General features: G+C 68.8%; 13 protein-coding genes. 7 read left to right on the forward strand and 6 right to left on the reverse strand.

Features of this window, described 5'->3' with window-relative positions:
* Window positions 1-191 precede the first annotated feature (191 nt).
* The 4 genes from ABJK40_RS02145 (at window position 192) to ABJK40_RS02160 (ending at window position 10795) form a co-directional block, all read left to right on the forward strand.
* The gene (locus tag ABJK40_RS02145) at window positions 192-2471 is read left to right on the forward strand and encodes an HD-GYP domain-containing protein (protein WP_348510131.1); all 2280 of its coding nucleotides are present in this window, start codon (window positions 192-194) and stop codon (window positions 2469-2471) included.
* Window positions 2472-2646: 175 nt separating this feature from the next.
* Window positions 2647-3183 carry a sigma-70 family RNA polymerase sigma factor gene (locus tag ABJK40_RS02150; RefSeq protein ID WP_348482143.1) on the forward strand — a complete coding sequence of 179 codons (537 nt, stop codon included), beginning with the start codon at window positions 2647-2649 and terminating at the stop codon, window positions 3181-3183.
* Window positions 3180-5867 carry a hypothetical protein gene (locus tag ABJK40_RS02155; protein WP_348482145.1) on the forward strand — a complete coding sequence of 896 codons (2688 nt, stop codon included), beginning with the start codon at window positions 3180-3182 and terminating at the stop codon, window positions 5865-5867. Before ABJK40_RS02150 ends, ABJK40_RS02155 begins: the two co-directional genes overlap by 4 nt.
* A gap of 146 nt (window positions 5868-6013) precedes the next feature.
* A complete protein-coding gene (locus tag ABJK40_RS02160; protein WP_348482147.1) occupies window positions 6014-10795 on the forward strand; it encodes a DEAD/DEAH box helicase in 4782 nt (1593 codons plus the stop codon).
* Between the two features lie 19 nt (window positions 10796-10814).
* Here the strand turns inward: ABJK40_RS02160 and ABJK40_RS02165 are convergent, their stop codons facing one another.
* The 5 genes from ABJK40_RS02165 to ABJK40_RS02185 form a co-directional block, all read right to left on the reverse strand.
* Window positions 10815-11771, reverse strand: coding sequence for an arginine deiminase family protein (locus tag ABJK40_RS02165; RefSeq protein WP_348482149.1), 957 nt, complete (start codon window positions 11769-11771; stop codon window positions 10815-10817).
* Entirely contained in the window at window positions 11764-12384 is a 621-nt protein-coding gene (locus tag ABJK40_RS02170; RefSeq protein WP_348482151.1) for an isochorismatase family protein, read from the reverse strand. Before ABJK40_RS02170 ends, ABJK40_RS02165 begins: the two co-directional genes overlap by 8 nt.
* Before the next feature lie 254 nt (window positions 12385-12638).
* Complete coding sequence (locus ABJK40_RS02175; RefSeq protein WP_348482153.1) at window positions 12639-14030, reverse strand: carotenoid oxygenase family protein; 1392 nt, start codon at window positions 14028-14030, stop codon at window positions 12639-12641.
* A 169-nt stretch (window positions 14031-14199) separates the two neighbouring features.
* A complete protein-coding gene (locus ABJK40_RS02180) occupies window positions 14200-14775 on the reverse strand; it encodes a TetR/AcrR family transcriptional regulator (RefSeq protein ID WP_348482154.1) in 576 nt (191 codons plus the stop codon).
* Window positions 14776-14864: 89 nt separating this feature from the next.
* Window positions 14865-15152 (reverse strand): hypothetical protein, encoded by a 288-nt coding sequence (locus tag ABJK40_RS02185; RefSeq protein WP_348482156.1) that lies wholly within the window; start codon window positions 15150-15152, stop codon window positions 14865-14867.
* Between the two features lie 24 nt (window positions 15153-15176).
* Here ABJK40_RS02185 and ABJK40_RS02190 point away from each other — a divergent pair, with 24 nt between their 5' ends.
* Window positions 15177-15908 carry an enoyl-CoA hydratase-related protein gene (locus ABJK40_RS02190; RefSeq protein WP_348482158.1) on the forward strand — a complete coding sequence of 244 codons (732 nt, stop codon included), beginning with the start codon at window positions 15177-15179 and terminating at the stop codon, window positions 15906-15908.
* A gap of 46 nt (window positions 15909-15954) precedes the next feature.
* Here the strand turns inward: ABJK40_RS02190 and ABJK40_RS02195 are convergent, their stop codons facing one another.
* The gene (locus ABJK40_RS02195; protein WP_348482160.1) at window positions 15955-17394 is read right to left on the reverse strand and encodes a class E sortase; all 1440 of its coding nucleotides are present in this window, start codon (window positions 17392-17394) and stop codon (window positions 15955-15957) included.
* A gap of 160 nt (window positions 17395-17554) precedes the next feature.
* Here ABJK40_RS02195 and ccmA point away from each other — a divergent pair, with 160 nt between their 5' ends.
* Both ccmA and ABJK40_RS02205 read left to right on the forward strand, forming a co-directional pair.
* The gene (ccmA, locus tag ABJK40_RS02200; RefSeq protein ID WP_348482162.1) at window positions 17555-18268 is read left to right on the forward strand and encodes a heme ABC exporter ATP-binding protein CcmA; all 714 of its coding nucleotides are present in this window, start codon (window positions 17555-17557) and stop codon (window positions 18266-18268) included.
* Window positions 18265-18951 carry a heme exporter protein CcmB gene (locus ABJK40_RS02205; protein ID WP_348482164.1) on the forward strand — a complete coding sequence of 229 codons (687 nt, stop codon included), beginning with the start codon at window positions 18265-18267 and terminating at the stop codon, window positions 18949-18951. Before ccmA ends, ABJK40_RS02205 begins: the two co-directional genes overlap by 4 nt.
* Window positions 18952-18957: the final 6 nt, after the last annotated feature.

Below are 18957 nucleotides of genomic sequence, written 5' to 3' on the forward strand. Positions count from 1 at the left end.
TCACCACAAAAGTCCACGCGAACACTGTTCGTGAGCGATCGCGAGGCGTAGCTTTCCGGTCCCGAGCTCTGTCCAGGCGGACGGAACCTGAGCAGCAACCGAGAAGGCAGATGGCAGACGAGGCGGCGCGCAGCGCAGGATGGCGAGGCAGGCCCGCGCTTTCGTGGTTCGTCCGCGTGACGATCTTCGTCGTGCCGTTCGTTGCAGCGATGGCCATGGCCTTCCTGCTCTCCGGGTTGATGCCCGTGGCGTCGGCGCTCCCGATGCGCGTCGTGCGGTGGTTGGGCATCGTCGCCGTCTCGACCGTTGCGATGATCGCGGTCGACCGTCTGGCGCGCCGCCTCCTGCCTCTGTCGGTACTCCTCAAACTCACGCTCGTGTTCCCGGATCACGCCCCGTCGCGCTTCGCGGTGGCGATGCGCACGGGGACCACAATGCAGCTGCGCGCCCGGCTCGAGTCCGCTCGCGAGGTGCCGTTGGGCGAGACCCCGCAGGCCGCCGCCGAGCGCCTCCTGGAACTGGTCGGGCTGCTCAGCCACCACGACCGCCTCACCCGTGGTCACTCCGAGCGGGTGCGCGCCTACACCCACCTGATCGGTGACGAACTGGGTCTCACCGGATCCGAACTCGACAAGTTGCGTTGGGCGGCACTGCTCCACGACGTCGGCAAGACCGCGATCGCCACCGAGATCCTCAACAAGCCCGGTCGTCTCACCGACGACGAGTACGACATCGTCAAGACCCATCCCGACGAAGGTCGAGCCCTCGTTGCACCCTTGTCCGACTGGCTCGGCGACTCGATCCAGGCGGTGTGGCAGCACCACGAACGCTTCGACGGTGGCGGGTACCCGCAGGGCCTGAGCGGGACCGACATCTCGTTCGCCGCACGCGTCGTCACCGTTGCCGACTCCTACGACGTGATGACGTCGGCGCGGTCGTACAAGAAGCCGATGAGCGCCGAGGCGGCGCGTACGGAGTTGGCGGCGTGTTCGGGGGCCCAGTTCGATCCGGTCGTCGTTCGCGCGTTCCTGAACGTGTCGCTCGGTCGGCTCCGTCTGATGACCGGGCCGCTCGCCTGGTTCGCACAGTTGGCGCTCTTCGAGCCGAGCGGCATCGTGCACGCCGGCTCGACCTCGGCCCAGGCCGGCGGGTCGGGAGCGACGGCGACCGGCGGGTCGATGCTGACGTCCGCCGTCGCATCGACCGCGTCGGGGATCGGGTCGGGCGCCGCATCGGGAGTGACCGCCGCAGCGGCATCGACGGGCGGTGCCGGCCTGGCCTCCACCGTGGCAGCCACGGCGGCCAGCGTGGTCGCGAGCACCATCGGCATCGCGGCTGCGTCGCCTCCGGTGAGCGTTCCCGTCATGGCAGCATCGCCTCCGGCGGTCGTCGCGTTCGGTGACGCGGACGACCTGCAGACGCCGGGCGAGACGGTCGTCGTGCTCGACGCCGCCTCCGCCGAGGCGCCCGACCCGTCCGTCGGGCGAGGCGGGCAGGTGTCGGCGTCCATCGAACCTGCTTCACTCGTCGCCGATCCGTCTGCCGCGACCGAATCCGTGTCGGCGTCGACGAATGCGGACGGTAGTGCGCCTGCGATCGACTCGGCGAACCCACCTGGAACTGCGGGCACGGACACGACCTCCACGGCAGGCGACGGGACCGCAAGCACCCCGTCGACGACGGTTCGACCCGGGACGGGGACGGCGACCACGACCTCCACGTCGCCTGCTGCAACCGCAACGCCCGACACCACACCGCCGAACATCGCCCCGCCGGCGACGGTGCCAGTACCCGCCGGTCCGGCCGTGACCACGACCACGACCACCACGCCTCCGGTCGCTCCCGAGCCCGAACGTCCAGCACCCACCACGACGACGACTACGCCGACCGTCCCGGCGCCACCTGCGGTCGGGGCCGGACAGACGCTGTACCTCGGGAACAGATTCGCTTCGGCGATGCCGGCGCCGGCGTTCTTCGGGATCTTCGACAACGCTCCTCGCGACGTCTCGCTCGTGAACCTCGACACCGATCGTGACAGTGCGCCCGGTGCTCTGGTGCAGAAGGACGCAGCCGGTGTCGGCGGAACCGACCCGACGAAGGTGATGAGATTCCGGTCCGCGACGCCCTTCCCCATCGTGATCGATCGCGGTCTGGACGTCGAGTTGTACATCGCCGCGAAGGACTTCGCGCACGAGTACCTCGATGTCCAGGTCGGCGTCTACCGGTGCAACCTCCTCAACCAGTGCACCCTGCTCGGCTCCGACACGCGGCAGGTGAACAACGCCACGTCGTGGAAGAAGACGAAGTTCCACCTCCACGGCGTCGATGCAACGATCGGACTCGGTGAGTCGATCGAGTTGCGCGTGGCCGTGCTCGACACGTCGCAGACCGATGGCTGGTTTGCCTTCGGGACGCAGCAGTTCGACTCCAAGATCACGCTCCGTGGGCCGGGCGGCGACGAGGAGGACTGAGCGGCCGGCGTCCCCGCCTGCCTTCCTCCACATCGACTCGATCACGACCCGCTTCGGCTGATGCCGTGGCGGGTCGTCGCATGCCCACGGACATTTCGGGCACATCATGGGAACCGATGTGCGCGGTGATCCGTGTCATCGGGTGTGAACGGGAGAATGAGCGGGTGGTGTGCCGATGACCGATGACGAATACGACGATCTGTTCCGTTCGACCTACCCGCGTCTGGTCGCGATGGGGCTGGCGATGTCGACCTCGCGTCACGTCAGCCAGGAACTCGCCCAGGAGACGATGCTGCGGGCGCACCACCACCGCGACGAGTTGGATGCGTACGATTCGCCGATCGCATGGTGCCGCAGGGTCATGGGGAACCTGCTCATCGACCACCATCGCAGCCGCAGCTCGGAGGCCGCTGCGATCGAGCGGCTCGGCCACCGGGAGTCGAGCCACGACGACCGCACGCCGGACCCGGCGACGGTCGCTGCGTCCATCCGGTGGGCCGATCTCACACGGTCGCTCAGTCCGCAGCAGCGGCTCGCGGCAACGCTGTACTACGCCGAGGACCACTCGGTGGCCGATGTCGCGGAGATCATGGACATCGCCACCGGCACGGTGAAGTCCGCGCTGTCCAAGGCGAGGGCGAACCTGCGCCGACGACTCGGCGGATCCGACGAATTCTTCCCCGACGAGAGGGACACGGAGGCACGGTCATGAACGAACGCGACGACCAGAGCATCGACCACGAACTCGGTGGTGTGGCGATGGCGGCCATGCACGAGCACGAGCATACGGTGTCGTCCGGTGAGACCGGAGCGGCTCTGGACGCCGTGCGGTCACGGATCGCCGGCGGCGACCTCGGTGGCGCGCCGCCATCGATCGACCTGGCGCGCGATCGCCGACGGCGCTCGCCGCTGATCCTGCTCGGAGCCGCGGCGGCGGTCGTCAGCATGATCGCGCTCGGCCTCGTCGCCGTGGTGGGCGGCGACCGGACGAACGACGTGATCACCCCGGGCACGGTTGCGCAGACCGACCCGGCAACGACGTCACCCGTGTCGACCTCGCCTGACACGACGGTCGCCGCACCCGAGCCGCAGCCGTCGACGACCGTCGGATCCGAGGGGTTCGTCCGCCAGACCATCTCGGTCGACGCCGCGAATCCGCCGCCCATCCTCGAGCCGGAGCCGTACTTCTCGCTGCCCTTGGTGCCGAACCCCGAGGGGGGCGGCCTGATCAGTTTCGCCGTCGGAGCCGATCACGTCGTTGTCAACCAACCCAATACGGGATCGATCACGATCGTGGGGCCTGACGTCGACGGCATCTCGGCCCGCGAGGTACCTGTCGAGGAGGACATCTCCTCGGTCGTCAGCGGACCGGGTCCGGTCGTCTACGGGTTCGGCGAGCCCGTGTTCGACGGCGACGACCAGGCAATTCCGCGGGGCTTCCGGTTCGTCGCGATCCCGTTTCTCGGGGAGAACGCGGGCTCGGTCGTGGCCGTCGACGAAGTGGACGTGAACGCCTACCTGGAGATTCCACCGTACTTCTTCGGCCACGGGTCCGACGGTGTCATTACCCGTGGACGTGACGGCGCCACGGTCATCGGGTACGTCGACGAGGACGGGCAGCCGCGCGATTCGGGCGAATCGGCGGAGAACGGCACGTCGTTCCCGATGCTCGACCTCGAGACCGACCTGCAGGACACCAGCCCCGCTTCGGAGGGCATCGTCACGCTGCGCGGCACGGAGGTGTCCTGGCAACTGGACATCGAACGGGATCCGACCTGGGCGCCGCCGTTCGTCGGGCTGAACGTGGTCGCTCCGGGTGCGCAGCGTGCGATCTACACGGAACGCATCGGAGCCGACACGGACCCCGATGCCGACTTCGGCCCGACGGGTATGCCGGTCGTGGCGCTCCTGAACTACGACGGGTCGGGTGAGTGGATCCGCCTTCCCGACGACTGGGACGTTGTGGCCAGTGACGTGTGGGGCACGCTCCTCGCACGCATCACGGCGGACTCCATCGAACTCGCACGGCTGGAGGACCTCGTGCCGCCGACCGGTCCACTGCCGCCGATCTCGGGGGTCACCGAGCCCGGGTCACCGACGCCCTCGACACCGGCGCCCACGCCACCGGCGCCGACCACCGCGGTGCCGACGACCACGGCGCAGCCGACCGACCCCGGTGCTCCAGGACTCGTGCAACCGACGGCGGTCACCCGCACCTGTGTGTCGGAGTTCGAATGCACACAGTTGGCCACGACGGAGACCGGACGCATCGTCGCCCTGGATCCCGGGGGAGACACCCTGCGGGTGTACGACGAGACGGGCACCGAAGTGCAGTCGGAGGTGACGTTCACCGAGCCGGTCGGGGATGCACCGTTCCTGACCCACGTCGGACCGGACGACGTCGCCTACCTCCGGGTGCAGACGCCCGGAGTGCAGGACCCCAGCAACGACCTCCTGGCGATCCCGCTGGTGGGGTCCGACGCCGGGTCGGTCGTGATGCGCTGGACGGGCCTGGACGGCAGCGGCGACAGCAGGCTCGTCCCCCGTAAGTCGGGGCTGACGAACGTGAACTGTTGCGGCGGAGAGGGAACGCGCCCAGCCCCCGACGCCACGATCTACAGGTGGGTCGACCGCAACGGCGAGGTCGCGGAGTCGACGCACCCGTCGTTCGACCTCAACCTGGGCGACGCAGGGAACAGCCTCACGCGGATCGACACCGCCGCCGACGGTTCCGCGGTGTTCACACGCTTCACGCTGCCCGCTGTCTATGCGTCCCCCCGGGACTTCCCGTCGGTCGTGGCGACCGACGACGGCGGAGCGTTGGCCTACGACTACGTGCAGTTGTCGTCCGGTGGGTTCGAGGTGATCGTCGACTTCGACACCGACTGGCCGTCGGCGAACGTGGACAACGGCGACGTCTACTACCGGGAACTCTCCGATTCGTTCCTGAGCCTGCTGCTGGAACCTTCGGGAACGGTGGTCGTCCCATCCGGGCCGAACGGCGGCGAGTTCGTCCGACGCGAGCTCGACGAAGTCGCGACTCGCGGATGGCCGGGCGAGATCGACGTCGATCTCGAATCGGCGTCCGCCTCGGCACCTGGCCTGAACGAGTACATCGACACCGAGCAGCCGTTCTGGGCCTTCGATCGCGAACTCCTCGCGCTCCAGTTGTCGCCCGCCCTCAGCGACAGCGCCGAGCAACTGATCGAGGTCGACGGTCAGCTCGTCATCGTCACCACCACCGGTCTCCTCGACGACTCCTCCGATGCCACACGGCTGATCGTCACGACCGAGCGTTCCGACGACGGGTCGTTCCGATTCGCATCGGCCACCTACGGGTTCCGTTGCGTTCCCGGACGCGGCCACCAGGACTTCTCCACCGTCCCCTGCATCTGATCGTCCCGCCGACTCGGGGTGGTGGCGAGCGGGACGACCGACACCGCGGAAGGCCTGGACGCCCGCCCGTCCGATCGGGTGATCCCGCACTGGGCAGAACGGGCGTTCGTACCGCTCGATAGTCTCGACTCATCGCTCATCATCCCGTGCTCGACGCGTTCTCGCCGGCCGTCGGAGAATGGTTCGCGTCGTCGTTCCCGTCGCCCACACCGCCGCAGATCCAGGGCTGGCCGCACATCGCGGCGGGGGAGCACACGCTGATCTGTGCGCCGACCGGGTCGGGCAAGACGCTCACCGCGTTCCTCGCGTCGATCGACCGGCTCACCACCACGCCCCGCCCCGACGGCGACCGAGCCCGGTCGCACCGCAACCGGGTCCTCTACATCTCGCCACTGCGAGCCCTCGCCTTCGACATCGAGAAGAACCTGCGCGCCCCGCTCAAGGGCATCGAGTTCGCAGCGCAGCGGCTGGGGGAGGGGTTCGTCGCCCCCGAGGTCGGGATGCGCACCGGCGACACGCCGTCGAACGATCGACAGAAGTTGATCCGACGTCCTCCCGACCTGCTGATCACCACGCCCGAGTCGCTCTACCTGATGCTCACCTCGAAGGCCGCCGAGACCCTGCTCGGTGTGGAGACGGTGATCATCGACGAGATCCACGCGATGGCCACCACGAAGCGCGGCGCTCACCTCGCGCTCACGCTCGAACGCCTGGAGTTGGTCACCGAGAAGCCGTTCCAGCGGATCGGGTTGTCGGCCACGCAGCGCCCGCTGGAGGAGATCGCCGAGTTCCTCGGCGGGTACGAGACGCCCGGAGTCGACGGCACGCCCGGGAAGCTGCGCCCGGTGAAGATCATCGACGCCGGCATCCGCAAGGACATGGAGATCGAGGTCGTCATCCCGATCGAGGACATGTCGTCGCTCGGCCAGCGATCGACCGGACCGGGCAGCGGCTCCGAACTCGGATACGGGTCCGCCGGGTCGGGAACCGGTGATTCGCGCTCGTCGATCTGGCCGTCGATCTACCCCGAGATCCTGAAGCGGATCCTGGCGAACCGCACGACGATCATCTTCTGCAACGCACGCCGCGCCGCCGAGCGGTTGGCCGCCAAGCTCAACGAACTGGCCGTCGAGGAGGGTGTGCCGGGCATCGTCGACGCCGAGACCGGCGTGATGGTCGAGGAGCTCGTCAAGGCGCACCACGGGTCGTTGGCGCGTGAGCAGCGGGTGGTGATCGAGGACCAGTTGAAACGTGGCGACCTGCGGGCGATCGTGGCCACGTCGTCGCTCGAACTCGGCATCGACATGGGTGCGGTCGACCTCGTGATCCAGGTCGAATCGCCCGGCGCCGTGTCGCGCGGGATGCAGCGGATCGGTCGTGCCGGTCACCAGGTCGGCGAACCGTCGCGCGGATCGATCTTCCCGAAGCACCGAGGCGATCTGTTGGAGACGGCCGTCGTCGCACGCCGGATGATCGACGGACAGATCGAATCCAGTCGGTTCCTGCGCAACCCGCTCGACGTGCTCGCCCAGCAGATCGTCGCGCACACGGCAGCGGTCGAGGAATGCACCGTCGACGAGGTCACGTCGATGGTTCGGAGGTGCGCGAACTTCGCCGAGATCTCCGACGAGTTGTTGAACAACGTGCTCGACCTGCTGGCCGGGCGCTACCCGAGCGAGGAGTTCTCCGAACTGCGGCCGCGCATCGTGTGGGACCGGGTGAACGACACGCTGCGGGCGCGAGACGGGTCGAAGCGCCTCGCCGTCACCTCGGGCGGCACGATCCCCGACCGGGGCCTGTTCGGCGTGTTCCTGCCCGACGGCACGCGTGTCGGCGAACTCGACGAGGAGATGGTCTACGAGTCGCGCCCGGGCGAGACCTTCGTCCTCGGTGCGTCCACCTGGCGCATCGAGGACATCACCTACGAGCGCGTCACCGTCACCCCGGCACCCGGCCAACCCGGCAAGATGCCCTTCTGGCACGGCGACCGACCCGGCCGTCCGCTCGAACTCGGCCGAGCCCTCGGTGCCTTCGTCCGCGAGATCCGCGACCTCTCCAACAGCGACACGGGGTCAGATGCGCGCAACAGCTCGCGCAACACCTCCTCCGGGGGCGACGACGACGGAGTCCACGATCCTGGTGCTCTGATCGAGGCCGCGCAGCGACCGGTGTCCAAGGCGGCCACCAAGCGGCTCATGGAGCACTACCACCTCGACGCGTTCGCGGCGACGAATCTCGTGGCCTATCTCGACGAGCAGGCCGAGGCGACGGGAGCAGTGCCCGACGACCGAACCGTCGTGGTCGAACGCTTCCGGGACGAGATCGGCGACTGGCGGGTGTGCATCCTCACGCCGTTCGGCACCCCGGTCCACGCCCCGTGGGCGATGGCGATCGAGCGTCAGCTGATGGACCGCTACGACATCCCCGTCGAGACCATGTGGGGTGACGACGGCATCGTCATCCGTCTGCCCGAGTCGGCCGACGAGATGCCGATCGAGAACCTGCTGATCGACCCGGAGGACATCGACGAACTGGTCGTGTCGACGCTCCCGCAGACGGCGCTGTTCTCGGCCCGCTTCCGCGAATGCGCCGGCCGGGCGCTCCTGCTGCCGCGTCGTCGTCCCGATCGACGCACGCCTCTGTGGCAGCAGCGTCAGCGCGCCGCCGACCTGCTCGCGGTGGCGTCGAAGTTCCCGACGTTCCCCATCCTGCTCGAAGCGTCACGTGAGTGCCTGCAGGACGTCTTCGACGTCCCGGCGCTCCGCGAGGTGCTCGGCGACCTCCGCAGTCGCAAGCTGCGCGTGGTGTCGGTGGACACCGGCAAGGCGAGTCCGATGGCGTCGAGCCTGCTGTTCAACTGGATCGCCGCGTACATGTACGAGGGCGATGCGCCGCTCGCCGAGCGTCGCGCCGCAGCGTTGGCGCTCGATCGCGACCTGCTCCGTGACCTGCTCGGCGCCGAGGAACTCCGCGACCTGCTCGACGCCGACGTGCTCGCCGATGTCGAACTCGAGTTGCAGTGCCTGAACGAGTACCGACGGGCCCGATCGGCCGACGAGTTGCACGACATCCTCCGCAAGGTGGGCGACCTCACGGCGGCCGAGGTCGACCTCCGCGTCACCGACGACCTCGACTCCGTGCGCCCGAGCAGCGTCGACACCATGACGGACGGGCGATTGGGGCGATCGGTGTCAGACACCGATCACCCAGCCGCCGATCAGCCGCGGTCGACGGGGTTGGGGGCGGTGTGGATCCGACAGCTGGTGGAGGAGAAGCGGGCGATCGAGATCGGGGTCGGTGGCGAGATGCGCTTCGCCGCGGCCGAGGATGCCGCCCGGTACCGAGATGCGTTCGGTTGTGCGATTCCGGTGGGTCTGCCCATGGCGTTCACCGAGCCGGTCGCCCGACCGCTGGAGGAACTCGTCGGCCGGTACGCCCGCACCCACGGACCGTTCGTCACCAATGACGTCGCCACCCGGTTCGGCGCGCCACGCGAGCGGATCGCCGGTGCGCTCGCCGCGCTCGAAGGCGAGGACCGACTGGTCATCGGCGAGTTCCGTCCCGAGGGTGTCGCTCGTGAGTTCGTCGACGTCGACGTGCTGCGCCAGCTCCGCCGTCGTTCGCTGGCCTCGCTGCGCAAGGAGGTCGAAGCCGTCGAGCAGGAGGCGCTCGCGCGCTTCCTCCCGGCCTGGCACGACATCCCACCGAGCCGGCGCGGCATCGAAGCGCTCGTCGAATCGCTCGGCATGCTCTCGGGCTCGGCGATCGTCGCGTCCACCATCGAGGCCGACATCCTGCCGTCGCGAGTGCTCGGCTACCGACCGTCGATGCTCGACGAGCTGTGTACGGCCGGCGAGGTCGTGTGGATCGGTGCCGGTGCCGTCGGTGCGCGGGACGGTCGGGTGCGCCTCACGTTCGCCGATCAGTTGCCGCTGCTGTCACCCGGTTGGGAGGAGCGCGACAAGCCCGACGGTGCGATCCACGAGGCGATCCGACTGCAGCTGACCGAACGCGGCGCCAGCTTCTGGAACCAACTCCGCAGCGCTGCGCCCGGATCGAACGACGACGAGATCCTCGCTGCGCTCTGGGATCTCGTGTGGGCGGGCGAGGTCACGAACGATTCGCTCGCTCCGCTGCGCGCCGTCGTCGCGGGTGCGAAGGTCAAGTCCGGCACGGCCACATCGCGTTCGTCGCGCCTCGGTGGTCGCCCGCGCCCCGGGCGACTCAACCGCATCGGCCCACCCGCCGGACAGGGTCGTTGGAGTCTGGTGGCGCCGCTGTTGGAGACGACGGCGCACCCGACGGAGGCGTCGTACGCGCAGGCGTTGCAACTCGTGGAGCGGTACGGCGTGGTCACCCGCGAAGGTGTGCTCGCCGAAGGCATCAGTGGCGGCTTCACGAACGTCTACGGCGTGTTGAAGGTGTTGGAGGAACGTGGCCAGGTGCGCCGTGGCTACTTCGTCGACGGTCTCGGTGCTGCTCAGTTCGCCGTGCCCGGTGCGGTCGACCGCCTCCGGGCCGCGCGCGAGACGCCGGACCCGCTGCTGCACCCGGGCGACGTTCCGGACCCGATCGTCCTGGCCACCACCGACCCGGCCAACGCGTACGGTGCGACGCTTCCGTGGCCCGAATCCGCGGGGCGGCCGGCGCGCAACGTCTCGTCGGTCGTCGTGCTGCGAGCAGGCAAGCTGCTGGCCTGGTTCGACAAGCGCGGCCATCACCTCGTCACGTTCCCCGACACGTTGGTCGACACCTCGTGGGCGGCAGCGTTGATGGCGCTGGTGCCGAACGGGCGGATGAAGTCGATCGAGATCCGCAAGGTCGACGGCAACACGCTGTCGAGCCCGGACGTACCCGAAGGCTTCGTCGAGATCCTCCGCGCCGCCGGCTTCGCCGACGGCTACCGGGGGATGACGTACCGCGGCTGATCCGGGCGATGGCCGTTGGTCAGCCGCGCAGCAGCGGGCGGGTGAGGCACGTGGGCCCGCCTTCGCACGGAATGCAGAGTTCGTCGCCGACGAAGGTGGTGACCTCGCAGCCGGCCTCGCGCATCAGTGCGAGCGTGCCGTCGAATCCGTCGATGGCGATCACCTGGCGTGGAGCGGTGGCCAACACGTTCAGGTTCAGGCCGAGGCTCGCTGCGAACTCCCCGGCCGGTGCTTCGAGGAGCGCATACCCCATGTCGAGCATCCGTTGGTACAGCGCGGTGGGCATCAGGGGTGCGTGCACCAGCGCGAGGTCGTCGTCGAGCACGCTCACGACGGACATCAGGTGGAGGCAGGCATCGGGACCGAGGTGGTACGGGAGGTCGAACGCGTCGACGGTGACCCCGAGCGGCGCGACGATCTCCGCCATCTGGTCGATGCCGGACTGGTTCGTACGGAATCCTCGACCCACCGCGAGCGTGGTGGCATCGAGCCAGAAGCAGTCGCCGCCCTCGAACAGGCCCGGTACGTCGATCCGACCGAGGATCGGGATGCCCGCCGACTCGTAGAAGTCGGCGTGGAGACCGGCCTCGCCTGCACGGAGCGGTTTGCCGGGCCGCAACACGACGGCACCGCCGGGCACGCCGAACGACGGGTCGTAGGTGAACACGGAGTCGGCGAGGTCGTCCACTGCGCCGGTGCCGTCGTCCTCGGGAAGCCAGTGGATCTCGGCGCCGCTCGCTGCCACGAGGCCCGCGAACACCTCGTACTGCGCGGTGAGCGCGACCGGATCGAGCGGTTTCGTGTAGTGCCAACGCTCGTGGTCCGCGGTGAGCATCGCTCCGGGCCGGCGCATCGCCACCTTGCGCAGCACGGCCACGCTCGAACACACGCCGAACCCGTCGGTCGACGTGCTCTGCGCCGGTCGGTCCTCTGCCAGTCCGTTCTCGGCCGGTCCCCTGGTGGCCGCCTCACTCATTGCCCTGGCTCCGTTGGAGGTGGTCGGCGTCGGCGGAGAGGAGGTTGGTTGCATCGGTCCCCGTGATCGCCGTGCAGAACTCTCCGTGGAGGTTGGCGACGGTGATGTCGTGGATCAGTTGCGGGTCGTGGTCGGTGCCGTCGGGTCCGACCCGGTTGGTCGTGGCGCACCCGTCGTGGACGAGGTAGGTGTCGAATCCGAGGTTGCCCGCCATGCGCGTGGTCGTCTCGACGCAGAAGTTGGTGAAGAAGCCGGCGATGACGAGTCGGTCGATGCCGCGTCGTCGCAGGTCGACTTCGAGCGACGTCCCGATGAAGCCGCTGTTGACGTCCTTCTCGACGACGATCTCGCCGTTCCTCGGCTCGAAGCCTGGCTTCTGTGCCCCGGTCGGCAGCGAGAACTTCAGCGGGGACGCCGCCTCCCGCGAGTCGTGCCGGGTGAAGGCGACCTGACGATCGGCACCGCGCCACGCCGACAGGAGATCGGCCATTACGGCTTCGGCACCCGGGTTGTTCCGTCGCCCGGTCGGGCCACCCCAGTGTTCGAGCACGTCGACGCCGACCTGCACGTCGATCAGCAACAGCGCCGTGTCGTCGCTCCACCGGGAGATCATCGGGACAACATAGTGCCGCGAGGTCCCGTCCTCCCGGGTCCCGATCCACCGCCGAGCTCCGGTTCCCGTCAGCTCATCGGGACGGCTCGCCGAGATGAGCTGACCGCCGTTTCTCGCACGACGTTCCGGTCAGCGAACTTCGTCGTTCCGCAGAGATGGGCTGACGAGAGATCGCAGTGGTGACGGGCCCGGAGCGCACGATGGCGAGGACGGGTGGCCGGTCAGGCGCGGTAGGCGGACGGGGTCAGGAGGGGTCAGGCGGGGCCGACGCTGGTGTCGGCGACCCAGTTGCCGTGGAAGCCGAAGGGGACGCGTTGGGGGAGGGCGATCTGGGCGACGGCCGGTGCGGTGATGTCCTCGGCGTCGAGGACGTGGAGTTCGCTGGAGTCGGTCGTCGCGTCGTAGACGACGGTCATGATCCACGCCGCGTCCTCCTCCGACCGGTCGGCCTTGGGCACGACGACGGGCTCGGCCCCGCCGCGGCCAAAACCGAAGTCGTGTCGTTCGACCGAACCAGCCGCCATGTCGTACTTGTTGATCACGCCGTGGAGGTTGACCTCGGTCGGCTTGACCTGCGACGTGAATCCGAACCGGTGCTCGCGCAGCCCCGCCTTCGGGTTGTGGCGCGGGAACTCCTGGGGCATGTCGTCGATCCGGGTCTCGGTGACCCGGCGTGACACGGGATCGATCACCCAGCGGTCGAACGTGGCCGGACTCTCGGTGAACGGCCCGCATCGGTCCTCGACCATCATGTCGTCGTATCGGCAGACGTCGACGACGACCTTGCCGTCGGGTGTGTCGTAGGCGTTGAGGGGGTGGAACACGTAGCAGGGCTCGACGTCGCACCACACGATGTCGTCGGCCGCTCCGTCACGCGGGAGCAGTCCGACCCGACACGGGCGGTCGGGATCCCACTTGAACGGGAACGGGAAGCCGGCGCCCAGGACGTCGAAGTTGATGGTGACCGAGAGGTCGTACACCACGGCGTACTTCTCGGTGAGGGACATGTCGTGCATCATCGGCATGTCGGGCACAGGGATCGCGAGGTTCCTGTCGACGCGGCCGTTCGGTCCCACGACCGTGTAGTTGACGTGGTCCACCAGATCGGGCCACTGGTAGTTCATCGAGTGCAGTTCGCCCGTCGTGGGGTCGTACTTCGGATGAGCGGTGAACGGGCCGTCCAGCGTGCCGCCGAAGCGGTTGATGCCGAGCGGATCGAGGTCGTAGCTCATCTCGCACGGCGGCATCCCGGCCTCGACCATCGCCCACGTGGTACCGGCGAAACCACCGACGTTGGTGTTCGCCCCGAAGACTCCCGCAGAACGGGAGTCGGCATCGAGCACGAAGCGGTTCTTGTACCACTCGGCCTTCCCGCCGCGCATGCGGACGCCGTGGACCATGCCCTGACCCATGAACCAGTGGTGCTTGGCGACGTCGTCCACCGACTCCGGGTTCGGACCGTTGCGGAGCCAGCGACCCTCCAACTCGACGGGGATCTCGCCGACGACGGGGAGATCGTGTGCCGTCACCTCCACCTCGACCGGTGCGTAGTTGCCCGACAGGTAGATGTTGTCGCTCGGCCGACGGAGTGGAAGGTCGGTGGCGGTGGTCGCAGTGGTGGTCGCGGGCTCGAGCACATCGGTCATGACGACCATCCAACACGGTGAGTGAACAGTTGTCAACCCACGGGGTGGGGGCGGACGCCTCGGCGTGGTCGCAACCGTGTCGCGGCAGGCGGGAGACCTTCTCGGCGAGGCCCCGTGCGGTGGGCGCCGTTGGGTGGTCAACGCGAGTGGATGAACACCTCGGCGGCGATCAGAGCGCCCGGAGGCCGGCCCAGGCCAGCGTCGACACTTCGCTCGCGATCTGGTCGGGGTCGAAGTCGTCGCCGAGTTCCACGAGGCGGCGGCTGGCCCCCTCGGCCATGCCGACGAGCGCGTGGGCGAGCGTGCGCCGACTCGATTCGGGCCGGTCGACGTCGATCAACGGCACGGTCGCCGCAGCGGCCTGGGCCGTGATCGCAGCGACGGCCGCAGCGAACTCGTCGTCGGTCGAGGTGCCTCCGCCGAACACGAGACGGAAGGCGGCATGGTCGGCTGCGACCCACCGGAAGTAGGCGCGGAAGCCGAGTTCGGTCGTGCTCTTGCCGTCGGTCGCCTCGGCGGTCGCCTTGGCGATCTGGGTGAGCAGGCGGTTGCCCACGTCGTCGAGCAGTGCCTTGTAGAGATCACGCTTGGAATCGAAGTGCTGGTACAGCACGGGCTTGGTCACGCCGGCCGCCTCGGCGATGTCGTTCATCGACGCACCGTGGAAACCGGCGTCGGCGAAGACGTTCAGCGCGACGTCGAGGATCTGCTCGCGTCGTGCGGTGGCGGGAAGTCGCTGGGACACAGTTACCGGATGGTAACCGCTCGTCGGGCATTCATCTTGCGGGTGGCGACCACGGGTCACGGCCGCTCGACCGGCCACCGGGCCGGACGTCAGAGACCCCGCTCGTGGTCGTCCTGGTACGCGGCCTTGACGGCGTAGCCGACGATGATCGACGGAGCGAGGAGCGCGCTGCCGATGAGCAACGAGATGATCACGAGGGTGGCCATCGTCGAGTTGAAGCCGACGGCGAACGCGATGACGAACAACGCGATCGCGAGTGCCATGAACAGGTACCCGACCCGGTTCGCCACCAGCGTCCACCTGGCGATCTTGGCGCGTTTGATCAGGACCGGGTCCTGGGTCGCCGGTGGCGTCGTGGGCTTCTCGTCGGCAGCCATGGGGAGCGCGTAGCGTACGGCGCCATGCTGCGAGTGGAACGAAACGACCGCATCGAACTGATCACGCTCGACCGACCGGAACGACGCAACGCACTCGACCACGAGTCGATCCTCGAGTTGATCGACGAGCAGGAACGTGTCGCGTCGGCGTCGCTCGACGAGGTGCGCGCCGTCGTGTTGACGGGCGCTCCCCCTGCCTTCTGTGCCGGCGCCGACCTCACCGGTGTCGAGGAGGGCCGATTCGCCACGGACCTCGCACGGATGCTGCACGGCTTCAGTTCGCTTCGCGTCCCCGTGATCGCGTCGATCGACGGTCCGGCGCTCGGTGCCGGAACGCAACTGGTCGTGGCGTGCGACCTGCGGATCGCCACCCCGGACAGCGTGCTCGGCGTCCCCGCTGCCAAGCTCGGCCTGGTGGTCGACCACTGGACGGTCCGGCGCGTGGCGTCGGAGTTCTCGGCGTCGATCGCGAGAGCGATGCTCGTGGCCGCCGAGACCTACACCGCGGCCGACCTGCACCGCACCGGGGGGATCCATCGCCTCGGTGGTCTCGACGACGCACTGGACTGGGCAGGGCGGTTGTCGATGCTCGCTCCGCTCACGATGCACGCGCACAAGGTCGCACTGGAGTCGGAGTCGATCGGAGTCGATGCCGAGTTCGAGTCGCTGCGCACCGAGGCCTGGGCGAGTGCCGACGCCGGCGAGGGTCGCACCGCCTTCCTCGACAAGCGCCGCCCCGCCTTCACCGGTCGGTGAACCCGAACGGAACCACACGGTGTCAGCAGACACCGGATGGTCGGGCTCAGAGGTTGGGGGGGAGGAGGCGGTTGACGTTCTGGAAGAAGAAGTAGAGCGCCAGGGCGAACGGCACCAGGCCCACCGTCAGGCCCACGAAGTCGTGGCGGAAGCGGCGGCTGAGCGCGTACGCAGCCAGGGCGATGGCCCCGAGTGCGGACCCCCAGAGTCCGACCTGGAGGTCGGCCCCCGGGTCGCTGAACCAGCCTTCGGAGAATGCATCGGCGATCCCGGCGTTCGCCGCCTCGGACCCGGGCGCAGGGGTCGCGTCGTCGTCGGTCACCGAACCGGTGTCGTCGCCATCCGGTGCGGCCGGGTCGACGGTGCCGTCGTCGACCGGAACGACGGTGTCCTCGGCGGGGAGTTCGCCGTCTGCGACGTCGGACGGGGTGTCCGCGGCGGCGGGGCGGCCGTAGTTGATGACCGGTTCGCCCACCGGGTCGGACAGGGTGCGATCGAGTTCGGAGAAGATCACGATGCGTTCCCGAGCCGTGAACACCGGGTGACACGAGGTGAGGGTGAGGTTGGCGACCGTGGGGTCGGTGGTCGCCACGACCTCGTACTGCGACGGCGACACGATCTCCTGACCCGTGACCCGGTAGACGAAGACGCCGCTGAGGGTCGTGACCTTGATCTCGTCGCCGCTGCGGAGCTGGTCGACGTACCGGAACGGTTGGCCGTAGGTGGTGCGGTGGCCTGCGATCGCTGCGTTCCCGAGTTGGCCGGGCAGGGGCGTGTCCGGGAAGTGGCCGGGGCCGCGCTTCAAGTCGCTGGTCGCGACACCGGCCACGACGTAGTCGTCCACGCCGATGCTCGGGATCTCGATCCTGGCGAGGACGTCTCCGTCGGCGAGGTCGGCGGGAATGTTCTGCGCGTCGATCGGGAGGGCCGACGGTTCAGGGGCGTCGCCGGCCGGGGCGGAGGGGTCAGCTCCGGTCACGTCGGCCGGATCGGTCGCGTCGACCGGGTCGTCCGGGTCGTCCGCGGGGGCGTCGACCGATCCGCCGTCGCCCGGTTCCTGAGACGTCTGCCCGGCCTGCGCCAACTGCTGCTCGAAGTCGTTCTGGAGTTCGTTCTGGGCCGCTGCGGTCTCGATGCCCGTTCCGTAGAGCTGGAAGCCGACGAAGCCGAACATCAGCAATCCGACGGCGATCAGCGTCTTGCCGACGCCACCCACGTAGAACCGCCAGTCGCGAGGTTGCTTCGGCCGATCCCACTTGCGGATTCGACGCCGACGGCGACCGCGGCCGGCGACGACGGGGGAGGTGATCGGGTCGGAGGTGACCGGGTCGGAACGTTCCAGGTGGACGGCTCGATCGGCGTCGGGGGTCGCATCGGTTGCACGTGTGCCAGGCACCTCGGACCGCGATGCGGCGTCGAGTTCGGTCTGCTCCGGGGGCACCGTCGGTGTCGTCGAGCTGTCGCGCCCGGTGTCGATGCCCGTCATCGTCCCCGACGGTAGTGGCACGGATGGCCGGATGTGAGGCGTCGGGATGCCGAACGAGCCGATGCCGTATGGCGCATTCGTGCGCCGGATCGAGCAGAGTGGGGCGGCGCGGAATTCCTCGTCCGACACGATCGAAGTGAGTCGCAATAGCGTGCAGCCCGTGACAGCGATCGGGAACGACGGCGACGACCTGGCGTCGGATCCCGATGTGACCGCCGCATCCTCGCAGCCGGTGATCGAACTGGTCGACGTCGTCGCCACCCTCGGGCGGTTCCCGGCGCTGTCGGGGGCGACGATGCGGGTCGACACGGGCGAGATCGTCCTGCTCCGTGGACCGAACGGCGCCGGAAAGACGACGCTGCTGCGGTTGTGCGCCGGCCTGCTCCCGCTGGTGCGCGGCGACGCCAAGGTAGTGGGCCACGACCTGGCCACCGATCGGGAAGGTGTGCGGCCCCACGTGGGCCTGCTCGGACACCAGAACGGCCTCTACGCCGATCTCACGGTGGTGGAGAACGTGCGGTTTTGGGGTGCCACCGTCGGAGCGAGCACCGACGAGATCGCTGCGGCGATGGAACGGATGGGTGTCGCTGATCGTCTGGCCGACGTGCCGGTGCGGCTGTTGTCCGCAGGGCAGAAGCGACGCACCGCCCTCGCCGGCCTCCTGGCGCGGCGAGCTCGGTTGTGGCTGCTCGACGAACCCCACTCGGGGCTCGATCAGCGAGGCCGCGACGAACTCGACGCCACGCTGCGCCAAGCGGCCGCTGCCGGCGCGACGATCCTGGTGGCGAGCCACGAGCTCGACCGAGCCGAGTCACTCGCGACGCGGATCGTCGACGTCGTGGCCGGCCAGGTCGCGTCGGGCGGCGCGCGATGACTGCGTGGAGCGTCGCGTGGCTGATCGCGAAGAAGGACCTGCGCATCGAACGTCGCAGCCGTGTGCTCACCAATCAGGTGCTGCCGTTCGCAGGTGTGACGATGCTGATCTTCGGGTTCGCGCTCGATGCCAACAAGGCGGTGTTGGAACTCGTCGCCCCGGGCCTGGTGTGGCTGGCGACGATGTTCAGTCTGCTGCTGCTGGTGCAGCGTGCGTTCGCCGTGGAGGGTGACGACGGAGCGCTCGACGCGATGCGCGTCGCCGGGGTCGACGCCCGTGCGATCTTCCTCGGCAAGGCGATCGGCCTCGTGATCCAACTCCTGCTGCTCGAAGTGGTGCTGCTCTTCGCCGCGGTGGTGCTCTTCGCCGAGACGATCCCGGCGGGTGGGGTTGTGTTGCTCGTCACGACCTTGGTCTCCGCGACGTGCGGTCTCGCCGCGGTCGGTACCCTGTACGGAGGCTTGGCCGCCGGATCGAAGGGCCGTGAGACTCTGCTCCCACTGCTCACCCTTCCAGCGGTTGCGCCCGTCCTGATCGGGGCGACGAGAGCGGTGGAATCCGCGCTCGGCACCGGCGTGGCGGAATTGTCGGACGGCTGGCAGTGGGTCGGTCTGCTGACGGTCTTCGCCGTGGTGTTCGGTGTCGGCGGAGCCCTGGCGTTCGGCCCGCTCATCGACGAATAGAACCGA

Origin of the sequence: Ilumatobacter sp., assembly GCF_039969435.1 — a bacterium.
Classification (GTDB): domain Bacteria; phylum Actinomycetota; class Acidimicrobiia; order Acidimicrobiales; family Ilumatobacteraceae; genus Ilumatobacter_A.

Bases quoted from the DNA above. Each gene is read 5' to 3' on its own strand.
- ABJK40_RS02205 (WP_348482164.1), top strand. From the start codon at position 18,265: ATGACTGCGTGGAGCGTCGCGTGGCTGATCGCGAAGAAGGACCTGCGC.
- ABJK40_RS02190 (WP_348482158.1), top strand. From the start codon at position 15,177: ATGCTGCGAGTGGAACGAAACGACCGCATCGAACTGATCACGCTCGAC.
- ABJK40_RS02185 (WP_348482156.1), bottom strand. From the start codon at position 15,152: ATGGCTGCCGACGAGAAGCCCACGACGCCACCGGCGACCCAGGACCCG.
- ABJK40_RS02155 (WP_348482145.1), top strand. From the start codon at position 3,180: ATGAACGAACGCGACGACCAGAGCATCGACCACGAACTCGGTGGTGTG.
- ABJK40_RS02170 (WP_348482151.1), bottom strand. From the start codon at position 12,384: ATGATCTCCCGGTGGAGCGACGACACGGCGCTGTTGCTGATCGACGTG.
- ABJK40_RS02165 (WP_348482149.1), bottom strand. From the start codon at position 11,771: ATGAGTGAGGCGGCCACCAGGGGACCGGCCGAGAACGGACTGGCAGAG.
- ABJK40_RS02175 (WP_348482153.1), bottom strand. From the start codon at position 14,030: ATGACCGATGTGCTCGAGCCCGCGACCACCACTGCGACCACCGCCACC.
- ABJK40_RS02150 (WP_348482143.1), top strand. From the start codon at position 2,647: ATGACCGATGACGAATACGACGATCTGTTCCGTTCGACCTACCCGCGT.
- ABJK40_RS02195 (WP_348482160.1), bottom strand. From the start codon at position 17,394: ATGACGGGCATCGACACCGGGCGCGACAGCTCGACGACACCGACGGTG.